This is a genomic window from Burkholderia sp. S-53, from assembly GCF_025560745.1.
Taxonomy (GTDB): domain Bacteria; phylum Pseudomonadota; class Gammaproteobacteria; order Burkholderiales; family Burkholderiaceae; genus Burkholderia; species Burkholderia pyrrocinia.
In genome coordinates this window covers 1,428,113-1,454,958 of the sequence record NZ_CP090484.1, presented here as the reverse complement: position 1 = coordinate 1,454,958, position 26,846 = coordinate 1,428,113, and the positions used below count along the sequence as shown (strand labels likewise).

23 protein-coding genes and 3 pseudogenes are annotated in these 26,846 nt (G+C 64.7%); 13 read left to right on the top strand and 13 right to left on the bottom strand.

What is annotated here, in order from left to right:
• Nucleotides 1-484: 484 nt before the first annotated feature.
• The 6 genes and pseudogenes from LXM88_RS28600 to LXM88_RS28575 all read left to right on the top strand — a co-directional run.
• Nucleotides 485-889: pseudogene (locus tag LXM88_RS28600) on the top strand (tyrosine-type recombinase/integrase); the annotation flags it as partial.
• A 75-nt stretch (nt 890-964) separates the two neighbouring features.
• The gene (locus tag LXM88_RS28595) at nt 965-1,666 is read left to right on the top strand and encodes an iron-containing redox enzyme family protein (protein WP_060109244.1); all 702 of its coding nucleotides are present in this window, start codon (nt 965-967) and stop codon (nt 1,664-1,666) included.
• The gene (locus LXM88_RS28590) at nt 1,663-2,247 is read left to right on the top strand and encodes a hypothetical protein (RefSeq protein WP_262546495.1); all 585 of its coding nucleotides are present in this window, start codon (nt 1,663-1,665) and stop codon (nt 2,245-2,247) included. Before LXM88_RS28595 ends, LXM88_RS28590 begins: the two co-directional genes overlap by 4 nt.
• Entirely contained in the window at nt 2,234-3,358 is a 1,125-nt protein-coding gene (locus LXM88_RS28585) for an ImmA/IrrE family metallo-endopeptidase (protein ID WP_262546494.1), read from the top strand. Before LXM88_RS28590 ends, LXM88_RS28585 begins: the two co-directional genes overlap by 14 nt.
• The gene (locus tag LXM88_RS28580; RefSeq protein ID WP_262546493.1) at nt 3,330-3,887 is read left to right on the top strand and encodes a hypothetical protein; all 558 of its coding nucleotides are present in this window, start codon (nt 3,330-3,332) and stop codon (nt 3,885-3,887) included. The genes LXM88_RS28585 and LXM88_RS28580 overlap by 29 nt, the downstream gene beginning before the upstream one ends.
• Nucleotides 3,881-4,297: pseudogene (locus LXM88_RS28575) on the top strand (site-specific integrase); the annotation flags it as partial. The gene LXM88_RS28580 and the pseudogene LXM88_RS28575, both read left to right, overlap by 7 nt.
• A gap of 73 nt (nt 4,298-4,370) precedes the next feature.
• Here LXM88_RS28575 and LXM88_RS28570 read toward each other — a convergent pair.
• The 4 genes from LXM88_RS28570 to tnpA are packed head-to-tail and all read right to left on the bottom strand — an operon-like array spanning nt 4,371 to nt 7,351.
• The gene (locus tag LXM88_RS28570; RefSeq protein WP_262546492.1) at nt 4,371-4,967 is read right to left on the bottom strand and encodes a plasmid pRiA4b ORF-3 family protein; all 597 of its coding nucleotides are present in this window, start codon (nt 4,965-4,967) and stop codon (nt 4,371-4,373) included.
• A gap of 40 nt (nt 4,968-5,007) precedes the next feature.
• Complete coding sequence (gene tnpC, locus LXM88_RS28565; protein ID WP_262546489.1) at nt 5,008-6,570, bottom strand: IS66 family transposase; 1,563 nt, start codon at nt 6,568-6,570, stop codon at nt 5,008-5,010.
• Nucleotides 6,571-6,599: 29 nt separating this feature from the next.
• Nucleotides 6,600-6,947, bottom strand: a complete 348-nt coding sequence (gene tnpB / locus LXM88_RS28560; protein ID WP_262546487.1) for an IS66 family insertion sequence element accessory protein TnpB — start codon at nt 6,945-6,947, stop codon at nt 6,600-6,602.
• Complete coding sequence (tnpA, locus tag LXM88_RS28555; protein ID WP_262546484.1) at nt 6,944-7,351, bottom strand: IS66-like element accessory protein TnpA; 408 nt, start codon at nt 7,349-7,351, stop codon at nt 6,944-6,946. The genes tnpB and tnpA overlap by 4 nt, the downstream gene beginning before the upstream one ends.
• 835 nt (nt 7,352-8,186) lie before the next feature.
• Here tnpA and LXM88_RS28550 point away from each other — a divergent pair.
• Nucleotides 8,187-9,362 carry a hypothetical protein gene (locus tag LXM88_RS28550; RefSeq protein ID WP_262546481.1) on the top strand — a complete coding sequence of 392 codons (1,176 nt, stop codon included), beginning with the start codon at nt 8,187-8,189 and terminating at the stop codon, nt 9,360-9,362.
• Between the two features lie 350 nt (nt 9,363-9,712).
• On the opposite strand, the gene LXM88_RS28545 is transcribed toward LXM88_RS28550, so the two are convergent.
• Complete coding sequence (locus tag LXM88_RS28545) at nt 9,713-10,288, bottom strand: hypothetical protein (protein WP_262546480.1); 576 nt, start codon at nt 10,286-10,288, stop codon at nt 9,713-9,715.
• A gap of 579 nt (nt 10,289-10,867) precedes the next feature.
• Between LXM88_RS28545 and LXM88_RS28540 the strand changes: the two genes are divergently transcribed.
• A complete protein-coding gene (locus LXM88_RS28540; protein WP_262546478.1) occupies nt 10,868-12,058 on the top strand; it encodes a M20 aminoacylase family protein in 1,191 nt (396 codons plus the stop codon).
• A gap of 53 nt (nt 12,059-12,111) precedes the next feature.
• On the top strand, nt 12,112-13,443 hold the full coding sequence (locus tag LXM88_RS28535) for an MFS transporter (RefSeq protein ID WP_262546477.1): 1,332 nt from the start codon (nt 12,112-12,114) through the stop codon (nt 13,441-13,443).
• Nucleotides 13,444-13,514: 71 nt separating this feature from the next.
• Here the strand turns inward: LXM88_RS28535 and LXM88_RS28530 are convergent, their stop codons facing one another.
• Nucleotides 13,515-14,435 carry a LysR family transcriptional regulator gene (locus LXM88_RS28530; RefSeq protein ID WP_262546474.1) on the bottom strand — a complete coding sequence of 307 codons (921 nt, stop codon included), beginning with the start codon at nt 14,433-14,435 and terminating at the stop codon, nt 13,515-13,517.
• A gap of 136 nt (nt 14,436-14,571) precedes the next feature.
• On the opposite strand from LXM88_RS28530, the gene LXM88_RS28525 reads away from it, so the two are divergent.
• Entirely contained in the window at nt 14,572-15,345 is a 774-nt protein-coding gene (locus LXM88_RS28525) for a transporter substrate-binding domain-containing protein (RefSeq protein WP_262546473.1), read from the top strand.
• A 56-nt stretch (nt 15,346-15,401) separates the two neighbouring features.
• On the top strand, nt 15,402-16,517 hold the full coding sequence (locus LXM88_RS28520) for a succinylglutamate desuccinylase/aspartoacylase family protein (protein ID WP_262546471.1): 1,116 nt from the start codon (nt 15,402-15,404) through the stop codon (nt 16,515-16,517).
• A gap of 219 nt (nt 16,518-16,736) precedes the next feature.
• Here the strand turns inward: LXM88_RS28520 and LXM88_RS28515 are convergent, their stop codons facing one another.
• Nucleotides 16,737-17,561 (bottom strand): IclR family transcriptional regulator, encoded by an 825-nt coding sequence (locus LXM88_RS28515; RefSeq protein ID WP_412524172.1) that lies wholly within the window; start codon nt 17,559-17,561, stop codon nt 16,737-16,739.
• Between the two features lie 271 nt (nt 17,562-17,832).
• Between LXM88_RS28515 and pcaF the strand changes: the two genes are divergently transcribed.
• Entirely contained in the window at nt 17,833-19,035 is a 1,203-nt protein-coding gene (pcaF, locus tag LXM88_RS28510; protein WP_262546466.1) for a 3-oxoadipyl-CoA thiolase, read from the top strand.
• Between the two features lie 101 nt (nt 19,036-19,136).
• On the opposite strand, the gene LXM88_RS28505 is transcribed toward pcaF, so the two are convergent.
• The 3 genes and pseudogenes from LXM88_RS28505 to LXM88_RS28495 all read right to left on the bottom strand — a co-directional run.
• Entirely contained in the window at nt 19,137-19,637 is a 501-nt protein-coding gene (locus LXM88_RS28505) for a DUF523 domain-containing protein (RefSeq protein WP_412524171.1), read from the bottom strand.
• 103 nt (nt 19,638-19,740) lie between these two features.
• Nucleotides 19,741-20,301: a GNAT family N-acetyltransferase gene (locus tag LXM88_RS28500; protein ID WP_262546461.1), complete on the bottom strand. Its 561-nt coding sequence runs from the start codon at nt 20,299-20,301 to the stop codon at nt 19,741-19,743.
• A 50-nt stretch (nt 20,302-20,351) separates the two neighbouring features.
• Nucleotides 20,352-20,633, bottom strand: a pseudogene (locus LXM88_RS28495) (SAM-dependent methyltransferase); the annotation flags it as partial.
• Between the two features lie 326 nt (nt 20,634-20,959).
• On the opposite strand from LXM88_RS28495, the gene LXM88_RS28490 reads away from it, so the two are divergent.
• Nucleotides 20,960-22,504: a methyl-accepting chemotaxis protein gene (locus LXM88_RS28490; protein ID WP_262546458.1), complete on the top strand. Its 1,545-nt coding sequence runs from the start codon at nt 20,960-20,962 to the stop codon at nt 22,502-22,504.
• A gap of 69 nt (nt 22,505-22,573) precedes the next feature.
• Here LXM88_RS28490 and LXM88_RS28485 read toward each other — a convergent pair whose 3' ends face one another.
• The 3 genes from LXM88_RS28485 to LXM88_RS28475 form a co-directional block, all read right to left on the bottom strand.
• A complete protein-coding gene (locus LXM88_RS28485; RefSeq protein ID WP_262546456.1) occupies nt 22,574-23,404 on the bottom strand; it encodes a hypothetical protein in 831 nt (276 codons plus the stop codon).
• 511 nt (nt 23,405-23,915) lie between these two features.
• On the bottom strand, nt 23,916-25,385 hold the full coding sequence (gabD, locus tag LXM88_RS28480; RefSeq protein ID WP_047902325.1) for an NADP-dependent succinate-semialdehyde dehydrogenase: 1,470 nt from the start codon (nt 25,383-25,385) through the stop codon (nt 23,916-23,918).
• An 82-nt stretch (nt 25,386-25,467) separates the two neighbouring features.
• The gene (locus tag LXM88_RS28475; protein ID WP_262546451.1) at nt 25,468-26,751 is read right to left on the bottom strand and encodes a 4-aminobutyrate--2-oxoglutarate transaminase; all 1,284 of its coding nucleotides are present in this window, start codon (nt 26,749-26,751) and stop codon (nt 25,468-25,470) included.
• Nucleotides 26,752-26,846: the final 95 nt, after the last annotated feature.

Here is a 26,846-nt window from a genome sequence, read left to right as displayed (position 1 = left end):
GCAATCGAGCAATTGCGCAAAACGCTTTGTCCGAGGTCCGATACATCCATGGCGCCTAGCTTTGCGCTAGGCTGACCCGTAAGAGCCCTTACATCTCACATGCACCCTGGGTGAGTGCCGATGTTGCCTGGAATAATTCGCGCGCCAGAACTTCGACGGCGGTCATTGCATGCTTCGCCTCGTAGCGGTAATCCTATGCGGGGCACAACTTCATGTCAACGTGGCAAGTCGCGCCTTTCGTGATCCGAGTCGGCTGTCGACGGGGCAACTGCAGCGAACCGAGGAGGGCGCGGTCTGCCGTTGCTGTTGCAATCGACATGAGTTTGCGGGAGCAAGCATGTCTGGGCAGGCGGTCACGAGGATATGCGAGACGGCCCGCGTCACAATGCCCACGAACGAGTGTGGCGAGCGAACGGGTTGCCTCGCGACTGTTTCGCGCGGCAGCGGGACAGCCTTGCATCAGTCTGGATGAACCGGCGCGTCGCTCGCTCGGACCACGCTCGACCAATACCTCATCCAGCGCGGGCTGCCGGTCACGCCGAGTCGCTGGAACCCGGGGACGCCGCTCGTGGGTAGCCTCGACGAGGAGGGGGCTGGCATCGAAAGTACACGGCTTTGGCGTGTGCTGCGCAGGTTCTTCGTGCTGGTGGCCGACGTGATCCAAGACGAGCGCCCGGCAACGGCCGACAAGTTGCGCCGCGCGAGCCCCCATTGGATGCGGCACACGCACGCGTCGCACGCGCTGGCGCGTGGGGCTGAGTTGCTCATGGTCCGCGACAACTTGCGCCACGCGTCAATCTCGACGACGTCAACGTATCTGCATAGTGACGAAGTAAAGCGCGCCCGGCAGTTCGATCAGGTGTTCAGTACGGGCAACTTCAAGCGGTAGGCTAGAACATCCTGATGCGATGAGTACGGCCATTTGATGTGATATTGTCCGAAGAACTCCGCGTCGAGACCGATTATGTCAGTGCAGGCAAAATTGCTTTCGCTGTACGATCGCTTCCCTTTCCACCGTCATCCTGTGTGGAATGCGGTGCTATCTGGTCGGTTTTCCCTGAAACAGCTCGTTGCAGCTGAAATCCAGCATTGCATTCGCACGGCAGCCGGGCAAAAGCTTCGGGCAACGGCGGTTTCTGAAGCGCAGTCAATCAGTCCGACCATTTTTGCCGCGGTACTCGAGACGTATCTGGAAGAGTGCACCGCTCACGATGGAATGCCCAGTCATCTGGACATGATCAAGGCGCTTGTATTCGCGGCAGGCGCCACGGAGCAGGATGTCCAGAACGCGCGGCCGACGCCAGGTAACGCGGCAGCCATGGCGCTCTACCGTGACATCGGCCTGAGAGGGGCTGCATGCCACATCTTGGGCGCGGGGGCGGTGGAGCACTACTATGCGTCGCTATGCCCGCGGATCTACGAGGCGTACACGGGTATCTACGGGTTATCCCGGGAAGCCGCGCAGACCTATCTTATTCATGGCCCGCTGGACCAAGAACATGCCGCGCGAGCGCTCGCGATCGCGGATGAGGCGGTGGCGATACACGGGTGGACGGTCATCGAACAGTGCGTGGCAGACGCGTTCGTCGCAACCAGCCTGCACTATGATGGGATGTTTCAGGCCGCGACTGGACGGACCGTCTTTTGGGATGGGGTGAGCGAATGAAAGGATATATCTATACGATGTTCGCGGGAGCGGATCCAGGTGTCGGTTGGAATATGACCGACCCTATCTTCGGAAGGCGACCAACCCTAGGTGCATGCATGCCGAATATTCGGCGGTTCGTCGAGCCAGGCGACCAGATTTTCGTTATCAGCGGACGGGTGACTGGCGTGCAGCAATATATCGTGGGCGGATTTGCAGTCGACGAGAAAATCCACGCACTCGCCGCATACGAGCGTTTCCCCGAAAACCGCCAGTCTCAGGAAGACGACGGTACCTTGCGGGGCAACATCATTGTCGGGCAGAACGGCCAGCAAAATGCTATTGACTACCATGGAAACTTCGAGCGGCGCCTAGAAAACTACATCATCGGTCGCGACCCGGTTGTGCTGGAGACGCCGGCGGAAATTGCACTGGGCAGAGAACGCTCGCTGGCGCTGTTGCAGCATCTGTTCGCCCGGGACTACGCTCAGAGCATCACGGGGGTGATCGGGCGTTTCCGCAAAATGAACGATGGACAGATCGAGGAGCTTAGAGGGGCGTTGTCCGAACTAAAGGCAGAAGCGCGAGATGCAAGGCGTTAAAGAACGGTTAGTATTGTCCGGCCTGACTTCCCGCGAGTTGTCGCAGAAGTCAGGCCTGAGTATTGAGCGCATTGAAGCGGTGCTTGCAGGAGGCGCCTTGAGCTTGGCCGAGCTGAGCGCGCTGGCCAAAGCACTTGGAATCAAACCGTCTGAATTTGCCAAGCACTCGGACCAGGCTACGCGAACAGAATTGCTGTTTCGACAGAGTGCTCCCAGGGCGACGAAGTCTTTCGACTCAGTGCGCCGCATCAGTGACCAATTGGCGACCTGCCTGGAGTTCGCCACGCCGTTGTTCCATAAACTGGAATGGCTTGAATCGTTCAAGCCGGCGGCGGAGACTTACGACGAGGCCGAATTCTTGGCTGAGCGGTTTCGTGCACTCTACTTTGGGGAAGATCTTGTGAGCCCGATGTTCGGGCTTCCGAAGCTCGTGGCCGAAGGGCTAGGCGTCTTGCTTTTTGTCGTGCCAGAGCAGGGGATAGAGGGCGCGTCAGCAATTGTGGGTGGTCGCGCCTTTATTTTTCTCTCACCTCGCACTTTCAAACCGCGAATGTTGTTTACGCTTGCCCATGAACTCGGACACCTCGTGGCCGGGCATTTGCGTGGGAGTGAAGTTGCCTGTATTGACGAGGCTGATTCGCTGGGCACGCTCTCCCGTTCACGTGCAAAGAGCGAGCGGTTCGCTGATGCTTTTGCTTCGGCCCTGCTGTTGCCTGCGAAGGGTGTTGGAATAGCGTTGTCCAAACTTCGAACAATACTCAAAACGACTGGAAATCTCGGGGACGTTGAGATTCTGTATTTGTCGCGGATTTTTGGCGTGAGCTTCGAGGTCGCCGCGCGACGCTGTGAGGATCTGCAGCTTGTGCCGCTCGGCGGGGCACGCTCTCTGTATGAATGGCTGGTCAAGGAACATGGGAGCCCTGAGAAGCGGGCAGATAGTCTCGGTCTGCCCGCTAGGCCAGACATCGAGTTTCGAAATGTCCCCAGTGAATTGATTGACGTCGCAATCGACAAGGTACGCAGAGGAGAACTGTCGATAGGAAAGGCTTCATCGATGCTCAGGATGACTATCCCGCAGTTCTATGACTACAACGCCAACACGCTGCACTGAGCGAATCGTAGTTGATACCTGCTCGCTCCTGAACTGGGTGAACGGGGCGGCGTTTGATGCGATCGTATCGCTGCCTTTGACATTGTATGTAGTCGGTCCGCTGGTTGAAATGGAATCGACGACAATCGCCCAGTTCATCTCTCAACATTTCGCATCCGGTACGCTGCTGCGATTGCGCAACGAGGATCTCGACGCGGCTGTTTTTCTGGACCTTATCGACACTTACGGGCTAGGCGAAGGCGAAACCGAATGTCTGGCGCATGCATTGGCGTCTAACGACTTGGTCGTGTGCAGCGACGACAGAAAGGCTCGAGGCGTGGTCGCGGCATTGCTGGGTCGACAACGGTTGACGGGAACAATCGGCTTGTTATTGCGATGTTTCAGAAGCGGAATCAGCAGCACGGACGAAATAGCCAGTTCTCACCAGATGATGGTTGACGCGGGCGCATTCCTGCCGCCCCTGAGTGCAAGAGATCTCGGCGTAAGGACTGCCGGCGAAACTACGAATCCGGGGGCCGCCGGGCTCTAGGCCTCCGTGCGAGTGAGTTAGTCGGCGCAACGCTTGGCGATATCCTCGGCGTGCGCGGCAAAGGCGCAAACGGGGTAAGGTGGCGTTACCGTCGCTCGCCCGGACCGCGCTCGACCAATACCTCGCCCAGCGCGGGCTGCCGGTCACGTCGAGTCGCTGGAACCCGGCGACGCCGTTGATTGCGAGCCTCGATGCGGGCGGCGCTGACATTGGAAGCACGAGGCTTTGGCGTGTGCTGCGCCGGTTCTTCCTGCTGGTGCCCCACGCGATCCAGGACGAGCGGCCAGCGAGGGCCGAGAAACTGCGCCGCGCGAGCCCCCATTTGGATGCGCCACACGCATGCGTCGCACGCGCTGGCGCGTGGGGCTGAGTTGCTCATGGTCCGCGACAACCTGCACCACGCGTCAATTTAGACGACGTCAATCTATCTGCATAGTGACGAGGTGCGTAAGCGTGGAGCCGATACCGTGTTGACGGCGTGAGTTACCGGTTTCCCCAGCGATTGGAAGCCATGCGTAGCAGCGTGGCATTGGCAGCACGCAGATCGAACAGTTCGGCGTCGAAGCCGGGGCCGACCCAGTTTCGGTAATGGTCAGCTTCTTCGCTATTCGGATCGTTGCATAGCGCGCTCAGGAACGCTTCGTAGCCATGCGGGCCGCCCACATCCTCTGGCGGGCACGCGCGAGCACCATCAATGACCTGGGCCGCGCCCCACGGTTCGCTCTCAATGGTTTCCACTTTCTCAACGACGATGGCGTGATCCCAGCCGTCTCCGAAGTCGTACCGGTAGAGGAAGCGCGAGCAAGGTTTCAGGACCTTCTGCAGTCGAACCTTCCGGTCATCGGCGCTCGTGCCCGGGTCGGCGAAGTCCAACACGTCGTCGACCTCGAACATGGCGTAGGTCATGCCGTCGATCAGGAAGTCGTGCAGGTGGGTGTCTTCCCAGCCGAAGGCCGCCTGCAGGATATGGTGCAGCTTGCGCAGCGACTCGGTTCCTTCAACCTCGATCCTGCGCCAGATGGGCGGCTCGATGTGTTGAAGCTGCACGTGCAGGGTAAAGCGCTGGAACGATTTCGCCATCTGATCTCCGGGTGAACGAGAAGCCAGCAGCATTATCGCCTTACGATGCCAGGGTGGTCATGTTCCAGGGCAGCAGGTCTTCGACCCGGTTGATCGGATGGTCTGCAATGCGCGTGAGCACGGTGCGCAGATACGCCTCAGGATCGATGCCGTTGAGCTTGGCCGTACCGATCAGACTGTAGATCGCCGCCGCACGCTCGCCACCTGAGTCCGCACCGGCGAACAGGTAGTTCCGGCGCCCGATCGCCACCCCGCGCAACGCGCGCTCAACTGGCAGGTTATCGATTTCCAGACGCCCGTCGTCACAGTAGCGCGTGAGCGCTTCCCACCGGTTCACCGCATAGAGAATCGCCCGACTCGTGTCGGATTTGCGCGAGAGCGTTTCCAGCGTGGCACTCAGCCACGCATGGAGCTGATCGAGCAAGGGCCTGCTATGTGTTTGCCGGTACGCCTGTCGCTCATCGGGCGGCTTGCCCCGGATCGCTTCCTCGATCTTGTACAACGCGCCGATACGCTCCAGCGCCTCGGTGTTCAAGGCATTCGGGCGTGCGGCGTGCAGTTCGTAGAACTGTCGCCGAGCATGTGCCCAGCAGGCTGCTTCGGCTACCCGCCCGGTTTCGTAAATCGCCTGATATCCGCCATAGGCATCCGCCTGCAGCGTGCCGTTGAACGATTCGAGATGCTGCTGCGGATGGACGCCCTTGCGGTCGGCCGTATAGGCGAACCAGACGGCCGGCGGCGTCATGTCGCCCGAGTTCCGGTCGTCGCGCACGTAGACCCACAGCCGTCCGGTTTTCGTCTTGCCATTGCCCGGCGCGAGCACAGGCACTGGCGTATCGTCGGCATGCAGTTTGGTGGCTGCCATGACGTGCCGGCGTAAGGCGTCGACCAGCGGTTGCATCAGGCTCGCGCCATGACCCACCCATTTCGCCAACAACGAGCGATCCAGATCGACACCCTCGCGCGCATAGATCACCGACTGGCGGTACAGCGGCAGATGGTCCGCGAACTTCGAGACCAGCACATGGGCCAGCAAGCCCGGGCCAGCCAGGCCACGCTCGATGGGGCGGCTCGGCGCAGCAGCTTGTGTAATGTGGTCGCAGCACGTGCATGCCAGTTTCGGGCGCATATGGCGGATCACGCGGAAGCTGGCCGGTACATATTCCAGCTGCTCGGAGACGTCCTCGCCGAGTTGCTTCATGGGGCTGCCGCACGCCGCGCAGGTTTCGCCCGATTCCGGCCAGTACGTCAGGATCTCGCGTGGCAGATGCTCGGGGAGCGGTTTGCGGGGCGCTTGTTCCGGTGCGGTACGCGGAGTCTTCGGAATCTCGATGGGGGCGGCGCCTTCGTCGGCCTCGAGCTCTTCCAGTCGCAACTCGAGCTGCTCGATCTGACGGTCGAGCTTCTCGGAGCTCCGGCCGAACTGCATGCGGCGCAGTTTCGCGATCAGCAGCTTCAGATGCTCGATCTCGGCCTTGGCGGTGGCGTTCGCCGCCTTGTGCGATTCGACCACGTCTTCCAGATGCCCAATGCGTGCATCGCGCTCAAGCAGCATGGCCTTGAGCGCTTCGACGTCGTCCGGATAGGCGTTTGCCGTGGTCATGCCGGCAGTCTACGCGGCGGCCGACAGGTTTACAACGCCGATGTCGGCTCCGTCGTGCGGACTGGTTGCCGCCAGTCGATACCTTCGAGCAGCATCGACAGTTGCGCCTGGCTCAGGCACACCACGCCACCATCGGCACGTGGCCACACGAACCGACCGCGCTCCAGGCGTTTCATCAGCAGACACATGCCGTCGCCGCTCCACCACAACACTTTGACCAGATCGCCACGCTTGCCGCGGAACACGAAGACGTGGCCGCGGAACGGGTCTCGCTCCAGCACGGTCTGGACCTTCGCGGCCAAGCTATTGAAGCCCGAGCGCATGTCGGTCACGCCGGCGGCCAGCCAGATCTTCGTGTGGCTGGGTAGTCCGATCATGCTGTCGGTCCCGACGTGCCGCGCAACATACGGAGCACCAGCAACAGCGTGGCTTCATGCGGCGAGCCTTCGATGCGCACTCGGGTGTTGCCTACGCTGATCTCGATGGCGCCCGCCGGAGCGGCACTGGCGACCGGCGCCGGGGCCGGTTGCTCGATCTCTTGCGCCGGTGCCTCCACGGTCACGGGCACCAAATCCACCGGATCGTATTCGCCGGCACGCAATGCTCGACGCCATTTGAACACCAGGTTCGGATTCACCCCATGCTCCATCGCCAGACGCGCCACCGATACGTCCGGCTCGCAGGCCAGCTTGGCCAGATGCCGTCGAAATTCGATCGGGTGATTCGGGATGCCTTTGCGTGAAGTTCTCTTCGGCGTATCTGTTGCCACTTTGGTCCCCACTACTTTGGTGGGGACTACTCTGGCAACTTCCTTTCACATCGTCGAGACGGGGCTGGGGACACGCTTACCGAGGTGCAGCGAGCCCGGCAGTTCGATCAGGCGTTCAGCGCGACTGCCGTCAGGCGGTAGTCGCTCACGTTGCGTGTCTCAAGTTTGACACCGTTGCGACAACAAATGTGTCAACTTGAGTTTGTGTCGCTTGTCGAGGACGGCGGAGCCTTGCTGGACGATGGCTTGGGGCTCTGCGAAATGGATTCGCTATCGGCAACGCCTCGTAAGCGGCCCGGCGGTTCCCGGCGGTCGATACTGGGTATGTGGAAGCGGCAGAAATCGGCCAGTTACCGTCATTTGCCGCCGACGCGACATGGGCATTCGATAGGCGGCTCTCTAAAACAGCGGACATCAGAGTGCGTTAATTCTGTCACCGGTCTCAAGGGCAAGCATCGCACCGGTTTATACGGCCCGGTGCGTTGTGCGAAAACGCGGACCAGTTGCGCTGGAGCCGGTCGTATCCAGAATGAGTGCGTTGAGGTGGTTGCTTGCGCCGCGCGGAAAATTCTCTTTGCAGTTTCTTATGGTCTTCTATCATGACATAGCGGACTCAGGGGCATGATATGGCTAGATCGGGGACCCCGCTCGCGTTCACCATATTGTTGCGAGTTCGCCGGGCGACAATGCCGGAGATGCTATGAAAGCAAGGGGTGGTGCGGCTGGTTTTCTGACGCTTAGATCCACGCTAGACAACAGATCTCGGCAGATGGGAATATGTCGAGCGTGCGCCGGGCTGGCGGGCTTCTTCCTCGCTTCGTGTTTGTTCTTCGCGTCAGAGCTAGCCGTGGCTTCGTATCATCCAACGCCAGCAGCTGCAGCGCGGGCTTGCAAACCTCAGGCCTTGAAGGCGGCGACGCCACAGGCGCAATCCGAGGATTTCGTCGGTTGCTGGAACAATACAATGATGTCGCCAGCGCAGCGGCGTGTGGCGCAATGCGCCAGGGAGCACATGCCGACGACGAAAGACGCCAATATCGCGCAATTCGCGTTCTGCTCCCAGAGGGTTAACGTTCCAAAGCAGGCCATCGATGTGATGACCTGCGTGGGCAAGTCCAACGGAGGTATTCCAGCGGCCGCGTCTTGTTCAGCTGCGGCTAAACTCAGCCCCGAACAATCGCGCGCGGTGGGCTGCGTGGACGCCAACAAAGGTGACATGAGAAAGGCTGCGGCGTGTGTCGCCACTGCAAACCTGCCCCCGGAGCAAAAGCGTGATCTGGCTTGTCTCCAAGCGAACGCGAACGACGCCAAAAAAGCGGCTGTGTGCATCGGAACTGGGCACCTTTCGCCCGAGCAACAACATGCCGTCTCCTGTGTAAACGCACACCCGTCCGACGTCACCGCATCGACGCTTTGCATCGCAGCAGGTCATCTCAGCCCGGAGGATCAGAAGCTGGTTGCATGCGCCACCACTGCGACCCGCAGCGCCTATGCTGCCGCTTTGTGCGCCGCCGGGACGCGGCTTTCGCCGGAGCAACAACGGTTAGCAACGTGCGCGGCCCAATACGCGGGCAATCCGTATGCAGCGGCACTTTGCGCAGGCGGCTCGCATTTGACGCCGGAACAACTCATCGTTGCGCAATGCGCGATTCAGACACTGATGCAGCCTCACGCGTTTGCGGTCTGCGTGACCGAGGAATTGACGCGCGCAGAACTGCAAAAATGCCTGTCTGGCCAAATCGGCGGCGATCACGGGTGCTTTGGCAAGAACAACGACCTTGTCAAAGCCGTTCAAGCCGCTTTCAACGGCGCGAAAGCCTTGTCCGGCGGAAAAAACTCACTGGTCAACAACCCTGGCCAAATTTGGGGCGGGTCGAATTCGTTCGCGCACAATCCCGCGCAAATTTGGGGCGGCCCGAATTCTGTGTTTAACAATCCCGGCCAACTAACCGGTGGCAGCAACTCATTCATCAACAGGCCGTTTGGTGGCCCGAATTCCTTTTTCCATAAACCCTTCGGTTAGTCGGAACGTCGCGATCCGCAAGCTTATCGGCAGCTTGTCCGACAAACTAAGCAAACGCGCGCCACAGGCGGATCCTCCCAGTGCCTTCATACTTTCGTCGTCGACGCTCGCGATGAGCGGCGGTCTGGGCCGCGAGTGCACGCGGAGACGGGGAGACTTCGCTGGGAGCCCCCGGTCTAGTGCCGTGCCGCTAGCGGTGGTAGCGCGACCTTGCCAGGGCGGCCACCCCTGGCCGGCCAAGGGCAGCTAGTGATCGTCTCGAGCGTCGATGCGGATGTTGCCGAGCGTGGCGCTCACCAGCTCGCTCGCCCCTCGGTGCCGGACAGCAACGGGGCTATCCCTGCTTCAGCTCAAATGTCAGCAGGGAACAGCCCGACCTTGGCTCTAAACCCGTCGGGCCGGGGCAATGGTGGCACGCGAGCCGACAAGAGCGGGTATGCAGCCCGATGGTTCTTGATGTGTTGGACCATACTCAGCCACGGCACCATGTCTCCCCAAACGTAATGCGTGTCTACTCGTTCTCCGGGAGTCAGAGCGATATTCGGCATCTCTGACAGATAGAAGCGGTAGACCCAGTCTGTGCCCTGTTCAACGCCCACCACAATCGGCATGGCCTTCCACTCCTTCCAGAATGAGGTGTACATCCAAACGTCCGGGTCTTTCGCGTCGGCAAGCCAGTGAATCTCCAGGTCGCCGACGGACAATGTCATGTCAATGATGGGGTGCCCGCCGAGTTGCAAGCTCTCGAAAGTCATTGTCGCCGGCGAAAAGTTCTGCGGCAGACGCGCCAGAGCGGAGGCGGCCATCGGACATGTCAGTGCACCGGCGTCGAGTGGCAGCCCTTTCAACATCGTCGGCGTGCGCCAGAATCGCGCCAAAAGCTCGAAACTACCCACGGCATGCACGTTGTCGCCAAAGTTGTTCATTCGCTGTGTCCATCGGGCTGCGAGTCCGGCCGGCCGGCGGTTCGCGCAGGCGTGCGTTGCCTGTACATGAGTGTAGGTTCGCCGATGCGGCATGATTTGCTCAAAATTGAACAAATCGGCTTGGGCACCCTGTTCAGGCATCGGCTAGACCAGAAGGCGGTTACGCCGATTTCCGGTGCAGTTCTCCGACCGGCCGGGCGGACTGCTGCCAACGCGGCGTCCGGAAGAGCCGGTTCGGCCTTCCATTGGACGGCCTATTGACTTGCGGGTAGAAATGCGCAGGGGCTTCTCGGTCAATGCAAAAAAGCCGTTCTCGATTAGATGCGGATACGCCATGTGCCACGGGCGTACGGGGCCTGCATCGGATGCCTGTATCCGCATCTAATCGAAAGTCGTATCCATATCTAATCGAAAGCTACAGTTGCCCCGGTACCCCGCATTAACCCTGATTAAAGAATCTTATCGCGGTGAAAAATTCCGCATCTTATTGAACGGATATCGGCTCGATATAGTGGCTCGCTTTCCCGCACGCACCGTCCGCGTGCGGCTGACACGCTGACAATCAGCAGGAGCCGCTTGATGACCACCGACGTCCGATTCACCGAAATCGAGGATCTGTTGCCCGCCGCCGGCGGGCTGCGCGAGATCCGTCACCATATCCATCACCATCCCGAACTCGCGTACGAAGAGCACGACACGGCCGCGCTCGTCGCGGACAAGCTCGAGCAATGGGGCTGGCAGGTGACGCGCGGGGTCGGCAGGACGGGCGTCGTCGGCACGCTGCGCGTGGGCGACGGCACGCGCAGCATCGGCATTCGCGCCGACATGGATGCGCTGCCGATCGTCGAGGCGACCGGCCTGCCGTATGCGAGCGGCACGCACGGCAAGATGCACGCGTGCGGCCACGACGGCCACACGACGATGCTGCTCGGCGCCGCGCAGCAGCTCGCGAAGACGCGCAACTTCTCCGGCACCGTGCACCTGTATTTCCAGCCGGCGGAAGAACACGGCGTCGACAGCGGCGCGAAGAAGATGATCGACGACGGCCTGTTCGAACGCTTCCCGTGCGACGCCGTATTCGGCATGCACAACCATCCGGGCGCGGCGCCCGGCGTCTTCCTCACGCGGCGCGGCCCGTTCATGTCGGCCGGCGACAAGGCGATCATCACGATCGAGGGCGTCGGCGGCCACGCGGCGCGGCCGCACCTGACGGTCGACCCGGTCGTCGTCGCTGCGAGCATCGTGATGGCGCTGCAGACGATCGTCGCGCGCAACGTCGACCCCGCTCAGCCGGCGGTCGTCACGGTCGGCTCGATGCACGCGGGCACCGCGAACAACGTGATTCCGAACGGCGCGCGCCTCGAACTCAGCGTGCGCTCGTTCAGCCCCGACGTGCGCGCGCTGCTCAAGCGCCGCATCGTCGAGCTGGCCGAAACGCAGGCCGCGAGCTACGGCGCGAGCGCGAACGTCGAGTACATCGAAGGCTACCCGGTCGTCGTCAATACGGATGCCGAAACGGATTTCGCCGCGCAGGTCGCGCGCGAGCTCGTCGGCGACGCGCATGTGGTCGAGCAGACCGACCTGCTGATGGGCAGCGAGGATTTCGCGTTCATGCTGCAGCAGCGGCCGGGTTCGTTCGTGCGGCTCGGCAACGGCGAAGGCGAGGACGGCTGCATGGTGCACAACCCGAAATACGATTTCAACGATCGCAACCTGCCGATCGGCGCGGCGTTCTGGACACGTCTCGTGGAGCGTTACCTGGGGCAGTGATCGCGGTGGCGCGCGGCCGGCGCTTCCGGCCGCATTGAGAGGAGCATAAAACGATGCAGAAAGACCATCTCGCGCTGCACCCCGCATCGGCGGGGGCCGCCGAAGCCGGCGCAACCGGCGCGCCCGCCGTCACGCGGCGCGGTGCGATCGCGGCGGCCGTAATCGGCAACTGGCTGGAATTCTTCGATTTCACCGTGTACGGCTTTTTCGCGGTGCTGATCGGCAAGCTGTTCTTCCCGTCGAGCGATCCGACCACGTCGCTGCTGCTGTCGGTCGCGACGTTCGCCGCCGGCTTCTTCACGCGGCCGCTCGGCAGCGTCGTGCTCGGCGTGTACGCAGACCGCAAGGGGCGCAAGGCCGCGCTGAACCTGACGATCATGCTGATGGCGCTCGGCACCGGCCTGATCGCGATCGCGCCGACGTATGCGCAGGCCGGCATGGCCGCACCGCTGCTCGTCGTGTTCGCGCGGCTGATGCAGGGCTTCTCGCAGGGCGGCGAATTCGGCGCGGCGACCACGACGCTGCTCGAACAGGGCGGCACGTCGCGCCGCGCGTTCCGTGCAAGCTGGCAGCTCGCGACGCAGGGCGGCGCTGCGCTGATGGGCTCGGGCTTCGCGGCGCTGCTGTCGAACACGATGACCAAGGATGCGCTCGAAAGCTGGGGCTGGCGGCTGCCGTTCCTCGTCGGCGTGCTGATCGCGCCGGTCGGCATGTATCTGCGCCGCCGGCTCGCGGACGATGCGCCCGGCGACAGCCATCACGGGATCGAGCGCGGCGTGCTGCACGAGCTGTTCTCGAAGCACACGCGCACGGTGCTGCTGCTGATGCTCACGGTGATGGGCGGCACGGTGTCGACCTACATCCTGACCTTCTACATGCCGACCTACGCGATCCATACGCTTGGCCTGCCGATGAAGCTGTCGATGTTCGTCGGCGTCGCATCGGGCTGCGTGATGCTGGTCACGTGCCCGCTGTTCGGCTGGCTGTCGGACCGGATCGGCAGCCGGCGCGTGCCGATCTTCGTCGGCCGAGGCGTGCTGGTCGTACTGCTGTTCCCGGCGTTCTGGCTGATGAACCATCACCCGACGCTGTCGGTGATCCTGCCGCTCACCGCGCTGATGCTGCTGTTCTATTCGCTCGGCTCGGCGTCGGAGATGGCGCTGATGTGCGAGTCGCTGCCGCGCCATGTGCGCGCGACGGGCATCTCGATCGCGTATGCGCTCGCGGTGACGATCTTCGGCGGCACCGCGCAGCTCATCGCGACCTGGCTCGTGAAGACGACCGGCAGCAAGCTCGCGCCGGCCGGCTATGTGGCCGCGTGCGTGATGCTGTCGCTGATCGCGGTCGCGATGCTGCGCGAGACGGCCCGGGAGTCGATGGACTGACGCGCGGAGCGACGGGCTTCCGGCGACGGGCGACGGGCGACGGGCATCCGGCGGCAGGCGGCAATGCGCGCTTACCGCCCGCGCACCATCCTCAGATACGACGCGAGCATCGTCGCCAGTTCCTGAGCGGCCGGCGCCAGCGGCACGGCCGCGCGCTGCAGCAGGCAGACGTCCTGCGATTCCACGTGCTCGCGCACGGGCACCTTGGCGAGCGCGCCGGCGAACGGCCCCTGCCGCGTGATGGCTTCGGTTTCGAGCGCAAGGCAATCGGTCTGCGTGACGATCTGCAGCGTCTCGAACATTCCTTCGACGGTCGCGAGGATCTTCGGCGGCGGCTGGCCGTGCGCGTCGAAGTACGCGAGCAGCCGGTTGACGACCGGGTCGGCGCTCAGGTTCGGCGAGCGTGTGGACACCCATGCGTAGCCGGCCAGTTCGGCGAGCGATTGGGCGTGCATCGCCGGATGCCCGTTGCGGCACACGACGACCGGCGCCGACGCATGCAGCGGCGTGACCGCGAGATCGGTCGTGTCGGTCTGCCTGGCGACGTGCGAGATCGCGAAATCGACCGCGCTTTCCCGCAACCAGCCGATCATCATCCGCGACGTGCCGGTGCGCAGGTGCACGTCGACCTTGTCGAAGCGCGCGCGAAACGCGGTCAGCACGGGCGCGAACGCGTCGATCAGCGGTTCGGTCACGAGGCCGAGCGTGACGGTGCCTTCGTATGCGCCGCTCAGTTGCCGGATTTCCCGCTCGACCTGCTCGCATTCGCCGAGGATCGAACCGGAGCGCGCGAGCAGCCGCTGGCCGACGGCCGTCGGCACGATGCCGCGATTGGTGCGCGTGAACAGCGTCGCGCCGAGCGTCGCCTCGAGGCTTTGCAGTTGCTGCGTGACGCCGCTTTGCGCGAGATCGAGCGCGCGTGCCGCGGCGCGCAGGCTGCCGTGCTCGACGACGGCCTGGAAGATGCGGAGCTGGGACAGCGTGAACGCCATGGGCAAGCGCGAGGCCAGTGATCGAAAAGAGTGATCATGATAAGGCAGCCGACGATTCCGTCGGCGGCGCGTGCGCACTACGATCGCTGGCAGTCCGGCTCATGCCGCTTGCCCGTCTTCCTGCCCTCGGTCGACCATGAAACGCTTCCTCGTCCCGCTCGTTTCCCTGTGCCTCGGATTCGCGGCCACGTCCGCCAGCGCGCTGGACGCGCATGTCGTGCGCGTCGGCATCGACCCGACCTATCCGCCGATGGACGCGAAGGCGCCCGACGGCAGCCTGAAGGGGTTCGACGTCGATCTCGGCAACGAGATCTGCCGCCGTGCGCAACTGCGCTGCCAGTGGGTGGAACTCGAGTTCTCCGGGATGATCCCCGCGCTGCAGGCGCGCAAGATCGACGCGATCCTGTCGTCGATGGCGATCACCGAGAAGCGCGAGAAGCAGATCCTGTTCTCGTCGAAGCTGTTCCGTTTCAAGTCGCGGCTCGTTGCGCGGCCCGAGAGCGGGCTCGGCAGCGCGGCGGCGTCGCTGGCCGGCAAGCGCGTCGGCGTGCAGTCGGGCACCCAGTTCGAATCGTGGGCGCTTGCGCACTGGGCGCCGGCCGGCGTCGGCGTGGTGCCGTACAAGAGCCAGGACGACGTGTTCGCCGATCTCGTCAACGGCCGGCTCGACGCCGCGCTGCTCGGCACGGTGGAAGCCGATTACGGGTTCCTGCGCCAGCCGCGCGGCAAGGGCTTCGCGTTTGTCGGCGCGCCGCTCGACCTGGGCGATCGCGGTGTCGGCATCGGCATGCGGCAGTCCGATACGGCGCTCAAGGCGTCGATCGACGGCGCGATCGCGGCGATGCTGAAGGACGGCACCTACGACAGGATCGCGAAGCAGTACTTCGATTTCAACCCGTACGGCGACTGAGCGCCGTGCAGGCCGGGTTCCCCGATTCCTCCGCTTTCATCCGTTCGAGACCATCGATGCAGATTCGCACCACGCCGCTCCTGTCGCCGTCGATCGGCACGCAGCGCACGCTGACGAGCTTTCATTTCGGGCCGGCCGATACCGGCCGCAAGATCTACCTGCAGGCCGCGCTGCACGCGGACGAGACGCCCGCGATGCTCGCGGCGTTCGTGTTGAAGCAGCGTCTCGCGCAGCTCGACGCCGAAGGCCGGCTCGCGGCCGAGATCGTGCTCGTGCCGGTCGCGAACCCGGTCGGCCTCAATCATCACCTGCTCGGGCAATTCATCGGCCGTTTCGACCTCGCGAGCGGCCGCAACTTCAATCGCGGCTTCCTGCCGCTCGCGGAAATCGCCGCGCGTGCGCGCGACCGCCTCGGCGACGACCCCGAACGCAACCGCGCGATCGTGCGCGAATGCGTCGGCGCGGCGCTCGACGAGATCGCGCCGCGCACCGAATTCGACGCGCTGCAGCTCGCGCTGCTGAAGCTGTCGCATGATGCCGATGTCGTGATCGACCTGCATTGTTCGCTCGAAGCGGTGATGCACGTGTACACGAGCGACACCGCGTGGCCGGAGGTCGAGCCGCTGGCGCGCTATCTCGGCGCGGACGTGTCGCTGCTCGCCGAGGATTCCGGCGGGCACGCGTTCGACGATGCGCATCACCTGCTGTGGTCGCGGTTGCGGCAGCACTTGCCGGCCGGCACGCCGATGGCGGCCGGCACCGTGGCCGTGACGGTCGAGTGCCGCGGCCAGCGCGACGTGACGTATGAATATGCGCAGCGCGACGCCGATGCGCTCGTCGACTATCTCGTGTGGCGCGGCGAGGTGCGGGGCGAACGCGCGCCGCTGCCGCCGCTTGCCGCGCCGGCTACGCCGCTCGCCGGCAGCGAGCAGTTCTACGCGCCGGTGAGCGGGATTCTCGTGCACCGTGCGGCGATCGGCGCGACGATCCGCGCCGGCGATCCGCTGTTCGACATCGTCGATCCGCTGACGGATGCGATCACGACAATCTCGAGCGGGACCGATGGCGTGTTCTACATGCGGCGCGCGATCCGTTTCGTGACGGCCGGTGCGCCGCTCGGCCGCGTGACGGGCACGGTGCCGGTGCGCACGGGGATGTTGCTCGGTGCGTGAGTGGGTGCGGCGGGCACGGTGTCCGATAGGCTCAGCGCAATTTCGTTCTCGTCAAATTGACCGGGCTTCCGCGCGTCACTAAATTGTGCGACGCGGAGTTTGCTCCGTGTTCCGTGAGAAGAACGTTGCAAAAGAGTCAGAGTTGGCGGGCAGCTTGTGCTGCCCGCTTTTTTCATGAGCGGATTGTCGTATCGCCGATACGACAATCGAGCTGGACGCTCACCCCCGCCGCGCCACCAGCTCCGACACCGTCTGCGCGGCCTGCTGCAGCGGCCCGAGAAACTCCTTCACCATCTGCTTCGCGGTATGCCGCTGCGCGTTGCCGCTGATGTTCATCGCCGCGATGATCTGCCCGCGCCGGTTGCGGATCGGCGCGGAGATCGACATCAGGCCCACCTCGAGTTCCTGGTCGACCACGGCCCAGCCCTGCTGGCGCACCTGCGCGATCGTCGCCTTCAGTTCGCCGAGATCCGTGATCGTGCGCGGCGTGTGCGCGCGGATGCCGCTCTGCGCGAGCGTTTCGTCGAGCGCCGCGTCGTCGAGCGCGGACAGCAGCACGCGGCCCATCGACGTGCAGTACGCGGGCAGCCGGCTGCCGATCGACAGGTTGATCGTCATGATCTTGTGCGTCGGCACGCGCAGCACGTAGACGATCTCGGTGCGGTCGAGCACGGCGGCCGAGCAGCTTTCGTGGATCTGCGCGGACAATTGCTCCATCACCGGATCGGCGAGATTCCAGAACGGCATCGACGTCAGGTACGCGAAGCCGAGCTCGAGGATCTTCGGCGTGAGCCGGAACAGCCGGCCGTCGGCCTCGACGTAACCGAGCGTCTGCAGCGTGAGCAGGATCCGGCGCGCGCCCGCACGCGTCAGGCCGGTGGCCGCCGCGACTTCGGTGAGCGTCTGCTCCGGGCGCTGCGCGTCGAACGCGCGGATCACCGCCAGCCCGCGGGCGAACGACTGGACGTAGGAGTCGCCGGGTTTCTGAGTGTCTTCGGTTGTCATGTGCGGTTGGAATATCGTGCAGCCGAGAAGATAGCGCATGGGGCCTGACACGCCAACCGCACGGCGGATCGGGCGCTTGACAGGTCGTCCCCGCACTCCCTATGATGCGTTGAACGTTCGATACACGATCTTATGTTCGTATATAGAACATTTAAGCGCATCCCGGCGGGTTATGCAAGGGGCGCGCCCCGTTCATTTCCCAGCCTTGCATGTGGCCGGAGCCAGCGCTAGCGCGCCCGCACCGGCCGACCGCGAAGCACGGGACCGGAGCAAGCGCCCAGGCGTCAACTCCGGCCGACTGGAGACACTGATGACCGAAGCTTTTCTGTGTGATGCGATCCGTACGCCGATCGGGCGTTACGGCGGTGCGTTGTCCGGCGTGCGCGCCGACGATCTCGGCGCGGTGCCGCTCAAGGCGCTCGTCGAGCGCAACCGCGACGTCGACTGGACGGCGATCGACGACGTGATCTACGGCTGCGCGAACCAGGCCGGTGAGGACAACCGCAACGTCGCGCGCATGTCGGCGCTGCTCGCGGGCCTGCCGCAGGGCGTGCCGGGTTCGACGATCAACCGGTTGTGCGGTTCGGGGATGGATGCGGTCGGCGTGGCCGCACGGGCGATCAAGTCGGGCGAGGCCGCGCTGATGGTCGCGGGCGGCGTCGAAAGCATGACGCGCGCGCCGTTCGTGATGGGCAAGGCCGCGAGCGCGTTCGCGCGTCAGGCCGACATCTACGATACGACGATCGGCTGGCGTTTCGTCAATCCGCTGATGAAGCAGCTTCACGGCGTCGATTCGATGCCGGAGACGGGCGAGAACGTCGCCACCGATTACAACGTCAGCCGTGCCGACCAGGACCTGTTCGCGCTGCGCAGCCAGCAGAAGGCCGCGCGCGCGCAGCAGGACGGCACGCTCGCCGAGGAAATCGTCGCCGTCACGATTCCGCAGAAGAAGGGCGATCCCGTCGTCTTCTCGCGCGACGAGCATCCGCGCGAGACGTCGCTCGAAGCGCTCGCGAAGCTGAAGGGCGTCGTGCGCCCGGACGGCTCGGTGACAGCCGGCAACGCGTCGGGCGTCAACGACGGCGCAGCCGCGCTGCTGCTCGCGAACGAAGAAACCGCGAAGCGCTTCGGCCTGACGCCGCGCGCACGCGTGCTGGGCATCGCGACGGCCGGCGTCGCGCCGCGCGTGATGGGCATCGGCCCCGCGCCGGCCACGCAGAAGCTGCTCGCGCGGCTCGGGATGACGATCGACCAGTTCGACGTGATCGAACTGAACGAGGCGTTCGCGTCGCAGGGTCTTGCGGTGCTGCGCATGCTCGGCGTCGCCGACGACGATCCTCGTGTGAACCCGAACGGAGGCGCGATCGCACTCGGCCATCCGCTCGGCGCATCGGGCGCGCGTCTCGTGACGACCGCGATGTATCAGCTGCATCGCACGAACGGCCGCTTTGCGCTGTGCACGATGTGCATCGGCGTCGGCCAGGGCATCGCGATCGCGATCGAACGCGTCTGACCCGCGTCATGCGGCGAAGCGGCCGGACATGCGCCGCTTCTCCGCTTTGACGCACGCTTGAACGAAGCGCGGCACGAGCATCTTCGTGCCGCGCTTCGTCGTTAACCGGCCCGGGATATCTGCCTGAGGCGCGCGTCGAGCGCGTCGATCTCGGTGTCCGCGAACACCTCGACGCCGTGTTGGCGCAGCAACGCCGCCGTGACACCGGCACCCGCGTGCCGCCGGTTCGCGAAACTCCCGTCATAAATGAAGGTGCTGCCGCACGACGGACTGCCGTCGGCCAGGATCGCGAAGCGGCAATCGTGCGCGCGGGCGAGTGCCAGCGCGGTTCGCGCGCCCGAGACGAACGGCGCCGTCACGTCGGTTCCGTTCACGTCGACGATGCGTGCGGTGCCCGACAGCACCCGCTGCCCCGATTCGCCATCCGCGATTTCGGCGGGCGGGCGCGGCACGCTGAAGCCGCCCGCCAGTTCCGGGCAGACGGGCACGAGACGCCCTTCGCGCTGCCACCGTTCGAGCGCCTCGTGCGCGGCGGTCTTGGCCGAGCCGTTGTAACGCACCGGATGACCGACCACGCACATGCTCACGAGGATCTTCGGCATGGCCCGCGGCTGCGGTTCGTTCTGCAATTTCGCTCTCCGTGTTGGCTGATGGCAGCCCCGCGGCAACGCGGGAAATTCTACGCGTCACCCGCATGCCGGTGCGTCAGGCCGTCGGCCCTTCCAGATGAATGTCTTCCGGCTCGAGCGCGTAAAGCGCCGGGTCGAGCGATGCGCTGACCATGAAGCCGAGCCGCAGGTAGAAGTCGATCGTGCGCTGCGACGGCGTCGCCGACACATACAGGCGTTCGGCGCCCATCGCGCGCGCCTGCGCGTGGGCCGCGCGGTGGAGTTGCTCACCGAGCCCGCAGCCGCGCCAGTCGCGGCTCACATGCAGGAACTTCAACTGCAGCATGTCGTGCCGCGGGCCGAGCGGGCGGCTGTCGACGACGACCGCCGCGACGAGCCGCGCGCCGTCGAACCTGCCGAGGAACCAGCCGCCGCGATCGTGGCAGTCGAGCAGGATCGGCGTGTAGTGATCGGCTTCGCCATCGGGCCAGCCGGCGACATCGTAGAACTCAGGAACGAGATGCAGCGCGCCGTCGCGCAGCACATACAGGTGCTCGATGATCTCGCGCCGGTCGATGGTCCACACGAGCGGCACGTCGTCGCGCGCGAGCGTGCGTGCGGAAAGCGCGTCGCGCTCGGCGGCGGTGCGGCGCGTCATGCGGCCGCCCGGTGCGCGGCGATCGCATGCATCGGCGGCAGGCGCGGCAGGTCGGCGTGCTCGAACCGCGCGAAGCCGATCGCTTCGTCGGAGATGTCGATGCCCGTCGCATCCGCGCCGTCGCGCGCGACGCTCAGCGTGTCCTGCCCCGCGTTGCACTGCAGGTGCAAAAGCCGCAGGCCCGTGACGTCGCCGAGCAGTTCGCGTTCTTCCGGAAACAGCGTCGAGCCGCCATGCCGGAAAAAAGCGGCCTGATCGCCTTTATGGCTGTTATGCGCGACCGTCGCCGTATTCCAGCGCAGCCGATTCAGTTCGTGCAATGTCTTTTTCATCGAATTCGAATACCGGTTGAATGGAGCAGGATAGACCGAATCGTTTCGACGCGCGCAATGGCTGCCGGGATTGGTACGCGGTGCGGCGCTGCCGGACAGTGCGTCCGTGACATGCAGATAAGCGAGCGCGGCGATTATCGCCGGATTATTTGATCGAAATCATGGCATCGGTCGAATTGCATATTTTATGCGCGGCAAGGGTAAGGTTTTCGGCCGGATTGCCGACAGTAAATATGAAGACCGTCGTAAAGCGATCAACCGTTTTTCGGCTACTGAGCGTGATTTCAGCGCGGCGCGGACGACAGATCCGCCTTTCGGAGCCTTGCATGCGCAACAACCAGCCTGTTACCCAACAAGAATTCGATTTTCCCGACGACGTCACGCTGATGTCGACGACCGATGCCGACGGCACCATCACGTACGCGAACACGACGTTCGCACAGGTGAGCGGCTTCTCGAACGAGGAACTCGTCGGCCAGCCGCACAACGTGGTGCGCCACCCCGACATGCCGCGCGAGGCGTTCGCCGACATGTGGGCGACGCTCCGGCGCGGCGAGCCGTGGACCGCGCTCGTGAAGAACCGCCGCAAGAACGGCGATCATTACTGGGTGCGCGCGAACGCGATCCCGGTGATGCGCAACGGCGAGCCGCAGGGCTACATGTCGGTGCGCACGAAGGCGCCGCGCGACGAGTCCGAGGCTGCCGACGCGCTGTATCGCGCGTTTCGCGAAGGCAAGGCCGGCCAGCGCCGGTTCCACCAGGGGCTCGTCATCCGCACCGGGTTGCTGCGCATCGCGTCGCTGTCGCAGACGATGTCGGTGCGTGCGCGCGTTCATGCGGCGCTGGGCGTGCTGGCGCCGGCTGTCGTCGGCGCGGGCTGGGCATGCGGGCTGGCCGGCGGCGGCCTCGCGGCGTTTGCGGGCGTGACGGCCGGTGTAGCGGCTGCGGCCGGACTATGGCTCGACGTGCAGATCGTGCGTCCGCTGAAGCGGCTGCACGACCAGGCGCTGAACGTCGCGACCGGCGAGAGCCGGCGCGGCGTGCGGATGAACCGCGTCGACGAGATCGGGATGACGTTGCGCACGATCAACCAGCTCGGGCTGATGTTCCGCTGGCTCGTCGACGACGTCAGCGAGCAGGTTCACAACGTGCAGCGCGCGAGCAACGAGATCGCGCAGGGCAACAACGACCTGAGCGCGCGCACCGAGCAGGCCGCGTCGAGTGTGCAGGAGACGGCCGCGTCGATGGCCGAGATGACGGCGACGGTCGACAGCAACGCGGAAACCGCGCTGCAGGCAAACCGGCTCGCGGTGTCGGCGAGCGATGTGGCCGAGCGCGGCGGAAAGGCGGTGAGCGAAGTGGTCACGACGATGAACGACATCACCGCCAGCTCGCGCAAGATCGCGGACATCATCGGCGTCATCGACGGGATCGCATTCCAGACCAACATCCTCGCGCTGAATGCGGCAGTCGAGGCCGCGCGTGCGGGCGAACAGGGGCGCGGCTTCGCGGTGGTCGCGGGCGAAGTGCGGGCGCTCGCGCAGCGCAGCGCGAACGCGGCGAAGGAGATCAAGACGCTGATCGGCGCGAGCGTCGAGCGGGTCGAGTCGGGCGCGCGGATTGTCGACGGCGCGGGCAAGACGATGGAGGACATCGTCACGCAGGTGAAGCGCGTATCGGACCTGATCGCGGAAATCAGTTCGTCGACGGCCGAGCAGAGCACGGGCGTTGCGCAGGTCGATCAGGCGGTCGTGCACCTGGACAACATCACGCAGCAGAACGCGGCGCTGGTCGAGCAGAGCACGGCGGCGTCGGAGAGTTTGCAACAGCAGGCAACGCGGCTTGTCGATGCGGTGAACGTATTCAGATGAGCGTAGGGAGGCGAGGCGACGCGGGCACGGCGGAGAGGGGTGCCGGCCCGCGCGTCATGCCGGTAACGGTCAGATCAGTGCTGGCTGCAGCGGCGCACGATGCTCGCGAACCTTGACGATCCGGTATTCGTTACGGAGCCCTTCGTCGGTGACGATCTGCGTTTGACGGAGATCGACGATCAGCACGTCGCCTTTTCCGAAGCGCTCGCCGGCATCGACCTTCGCGAGAAACTGTTCGTCCTCAAGCGCGGCGAAGAACGCTGATGTGCCGTCGTGCACGCGCCACTTGTTGCCGTCCTTGAACACGACGGATTCGAGCAGCAACACCTTGCGCGCGATCGTGTCGGTAACCACTTCGCCGGGATCGTCGCCGCTCGCGAACGCATCGAGTTCGTCGTTCTCGATCGTGAGTTCGACCGCGTCGCCGCGAACGATGCGGAAGCTGGCGATGCCGTCGCGTTCGAGCGGCGACAGCGCTTTCTGCAGGCTGACGCGGACCGTCCGGTTCAGGTAGAGCCGATGGGTGACTTCGTCGACCGTGAAGGATTCCTGTTCCGAGATCCAGACCCGGGTGTGTTCCCCTTCCTGCTCGATGCGATGCGGCTTGCGTCCGCGCAGCGTGCGGATCAGGCCGATCAGGCCGCCGCCTCCGACGATGCCGAGTGCGCCGAGGATCGCCATTGCGTTGCTGAACGCGCCGGCGTTCGGCCCCGCGAACAGGTCGCGGATCTGGCTCGCGAGCGACTGGACGAAGATCAGCTCCGAGTGGAACGAGCCGGCCTTGAAGCTGCCCCGGACCTCGAGACGCACCTCGGCGTTTTCGCCGTTGAGCTCCTTGTTGGTGGACGTGAACAGGTCGGCGATCGCGATGAGCGCCGGGGCGAGGTCGCGCACGTCCATTCGGTGCTCGACGAGTGCCGGCCCGTCGTAGATGACGGTGAATGGCTGGTGATTGCTTGTGCCGCGCGAGTTTCCCGCAGGCGGGATCGTTCGACGACTGGACGTACTCAAGATCATGCGCAGGCTCCTTGCTTCGCAGGCGCGGTGGCGCGCCGCGGGCGCCGGCGAGCGCCGGGGCGAACGAGAGGAAGCGGCGCGGGGACGCCTCGTGCGGGTTGTGCGCGGGTCGGACCGTCGGAGGAAGTGTTCATGCGTGTGCAAACCGGATCGAGGCGGAACGCTCAATCTAGCGGCTTGCCGCGGAACGAGAAATGAGACGTGAACGAAATTCGCGAACGGTATGACGTTCGGCCGAGGCGGCGCCGAAATCGCGCATGTGGAGCACGAAGACTTCGAGAGTAGCGCCGCAAGGCGACGCGGGCACGGCGGAGAGGGGTGCCGGCCCGCGTCGGACCGCCCGGTTCCGGCCGGGCGGTCAGGGCCTGTCACCGAAGCGGCAGGCCCTGAACCGTCAGACGGCGAGGCAGAGGTACTTGATGACGACGTAGTCGTCGATGCCGTAGTGCGAGCCTTCGCGGCCGAGGCCCGACTGCTTGACGCCGCCGAACGGCGCGACTTCGTTCGAGATCAGGCCCGTGTTCACGCCGACCATCCCGTATTCGAGCGCTTCGGCGACTTTCCACACGCGGCCGATGTCGCGGCTGTAGAAATACGCGGCCAGACCGAACTCGGTGTCGTTCGCGAGGCGGATCACCTCGTCGTCGCTGCCGAACTTGAACAGCGGCGCGAGCGGCCCGAACGTTTCTTCCTTCGCGACCTTCATCGCCGGCGTGACACCCGTCAGCACGGTCGGCTCGAAGAAGCCGTGGCCGAGCGCGTGGCGCTTGCCGCCCGTCACGACGGTCGCGCCCTTCGCGAGCGCGTCCTCGATGTGCGCCTCGACCTTCAGCACGGCCGCTTCGTTGATCAGCGGGCCTTGCGTCACGCCCGGCTCCGTGCCGCGACCGACCTTCAGCTGGCCGACTGCCGCTGCAAGCTTCTGCGCGAACTGGTCGTACACGGCTTCATGCACGTAGAAGCGGTTCGTGCACACGCACGTCTGGCCGCTGTTGCGGTACTTCGACGCGATCGCGCCCTGCACGGCCGCATCGAGATCGGCGTCGTCGAACACGATGAACGGCGCGTTGCCGCCGAGTTCCAGCGAGACCTTCTTGACCGTCGCCGCGCATTGCGCCATCAGCAGGCGGCCGACCGGCGTCGAGCCGGTGAACGACAGCTTGCGCACGATCGGGTTCGACGTCAGTTCGCCGCCGATCGCCTTCGGGTCGCCCGTGACGACGCTGAACACGCCGGCCGGCACGCCCGCACGCTCGGCCAGCACGGCCATCGCGAGCGCGGAGAACGGCGTCGCCTCGGCCGGCTTCACGACGATCGGGCAGCCTGCGGCGAGCGCCGGGCCGACCTTGCGCGTGATCATCGCCGCCGGGAAGTTCCACGGCGTGATCGCCGCGCACACGCCGATCGCTTCCTTCGTCACGACGATGCGCTTGTCGCTCGCCGGCGTCGGGATCGTATCGCCGTACACGCGCTTGCCTTCCTCGGCGAACCACTCGAGGAACGACGCCGCGTAGCCGATCTCGCCCTTCGCCTCGGCCAGCGACTTGCCCTGCTCGGTCGTCAGGATCAGCGCGAGGTCGTCGGCGTTTTCCATCATCAGGTCGTGCCACTTGCGCAGGATGACCGCGCGTTCCTTCGCGGTCTTCTTGCGCCATGCCGGCCATGCAGCGTTCGCGGCGTCGATCGCGTGACGCGTCTCGGCCGTGCCCATTGCCGGCACGGTGCCGAGCAGGCCGCCCGTCGCCGGGTTGCGGACTTCGAACGTCTCGCCGTTCGTTGCGCCTTGCCATTCGCCGTTGACGTACGCCTGCTGGCGGAACAGCGACGGGTCCTTCAGTGCCAGGGTTTCTTGAACAGTGCTCATGCCGGTGTCTGCTTTGAAGATGACGGATGAAAAGGCCGCCGCCGTCTCGACGACGGCGGCGGCGCATTCAGTGGACGGGAACTCAGGCCGGCACGCCGACCGTTTCCTTCAGCACTTCCTCGAGGATCACGAGCGCTTCGTCGAACACGGCCTCGGGAATCGTCAGCGGGAACAGGAAGCGCACGACGTTCGAGTACACGCCGCACACGAGCAGCAGCAGGCCGCGCTCGAGCGCGCGCGTCTGCACGCGCTTCGTGAATTCCGCATCCGGCTCGCCCGAACCCGGCTTCAGGAACTCGACCGCGATCATCGCGCCCGGGCCGCGCACGTCGGCGATCTGCGGCACGTCGGCCTGCAGCGCGCTCAGCTTCGCCTTCAGCACGTCGCCGAGTTGCGTCGCGCGGTCGCACAGCTTCTCTTCGTCGATGATCTCGAGCACCGCGTGCGCCGACGCGACCGCCAGCGGGTTGCCCGCGTACGTGCCGCCGAGGCCGCCGGGCGCTGCCGCGTCCATCACGTCGGCACGGCCGACGACGCCCGACAGCGGCATGCCGCCCGCGAGGCTCTTCGCCATCGTGATCAGGTCGGCCAGCACGTCGTAGTGCTGCATCGCGAACAGCTTGCCGGTACGCGCGAAGCCGGTCTGGACTTCGTCGGCGATCAGCAGGATGCCGTGTTCGTTACAGATCTTGCGCAGCGCGCGCACGAATTCGGCCGGCGCTTGGTAGAAACCGCCTTCGCCCTGGACCGGTTCGAAGATGATCGCGGCGACGCGCTTCGGATCGATGTCGGCCTTGAACAGCATCTCGATCGCCTTGATCGAGTCGGCCGTCGTCACGCCGTGCACGGCGTTCGGGTACGGGGCGTGGAACACGTCGCCCGGGAACGGGCCGAAGTTCAGCTTGTACGGGGCGACCTTGCCGGTCAGCGCCATGCCCATCATCGTGCGGCCGTGGAAGCCGCCCGAGAACGCGATGACGCCCGGACGGCCGGTCGCTGCGCGCGCGATCTTGATCGCGTTCTCGACGGCTTCGGCGCCGGTCGTGAAGAACGCGGTCTTCTTCGGGAAATCGCCCGGCGCGCGTGCGTTGATCTTCTCGGCCAGCTCGACGTACGACGCGTACGGGACGATCTGGTAAGCGGTGTGCGTGAAGTTGTTCAGCTGATCCGCGATCGCCTTGACGATCTTCGGGTGGCGGTGGCCCGTGTTCAGCACCGCGATGCCGGCGGCGAAATCGATGAAGCGGCGGTCTTCGACATCCCACAGTTCCGCGTTCTCGGCGCGGGCTGCGTAGAAATCGCACATCACGCCGACGCCGCGCGGGGTAGCGGCGTTCTTGCGGGCCTGCAGGTCGGCATTCTTCACGGTCATCTCCTTGATGTTCTATCCGGTGAGTAGGGAATCGGGCGCGTTGGCAGCCCATGGAGGCGACTATAATCACATTTGGCTCTGGCAATCAG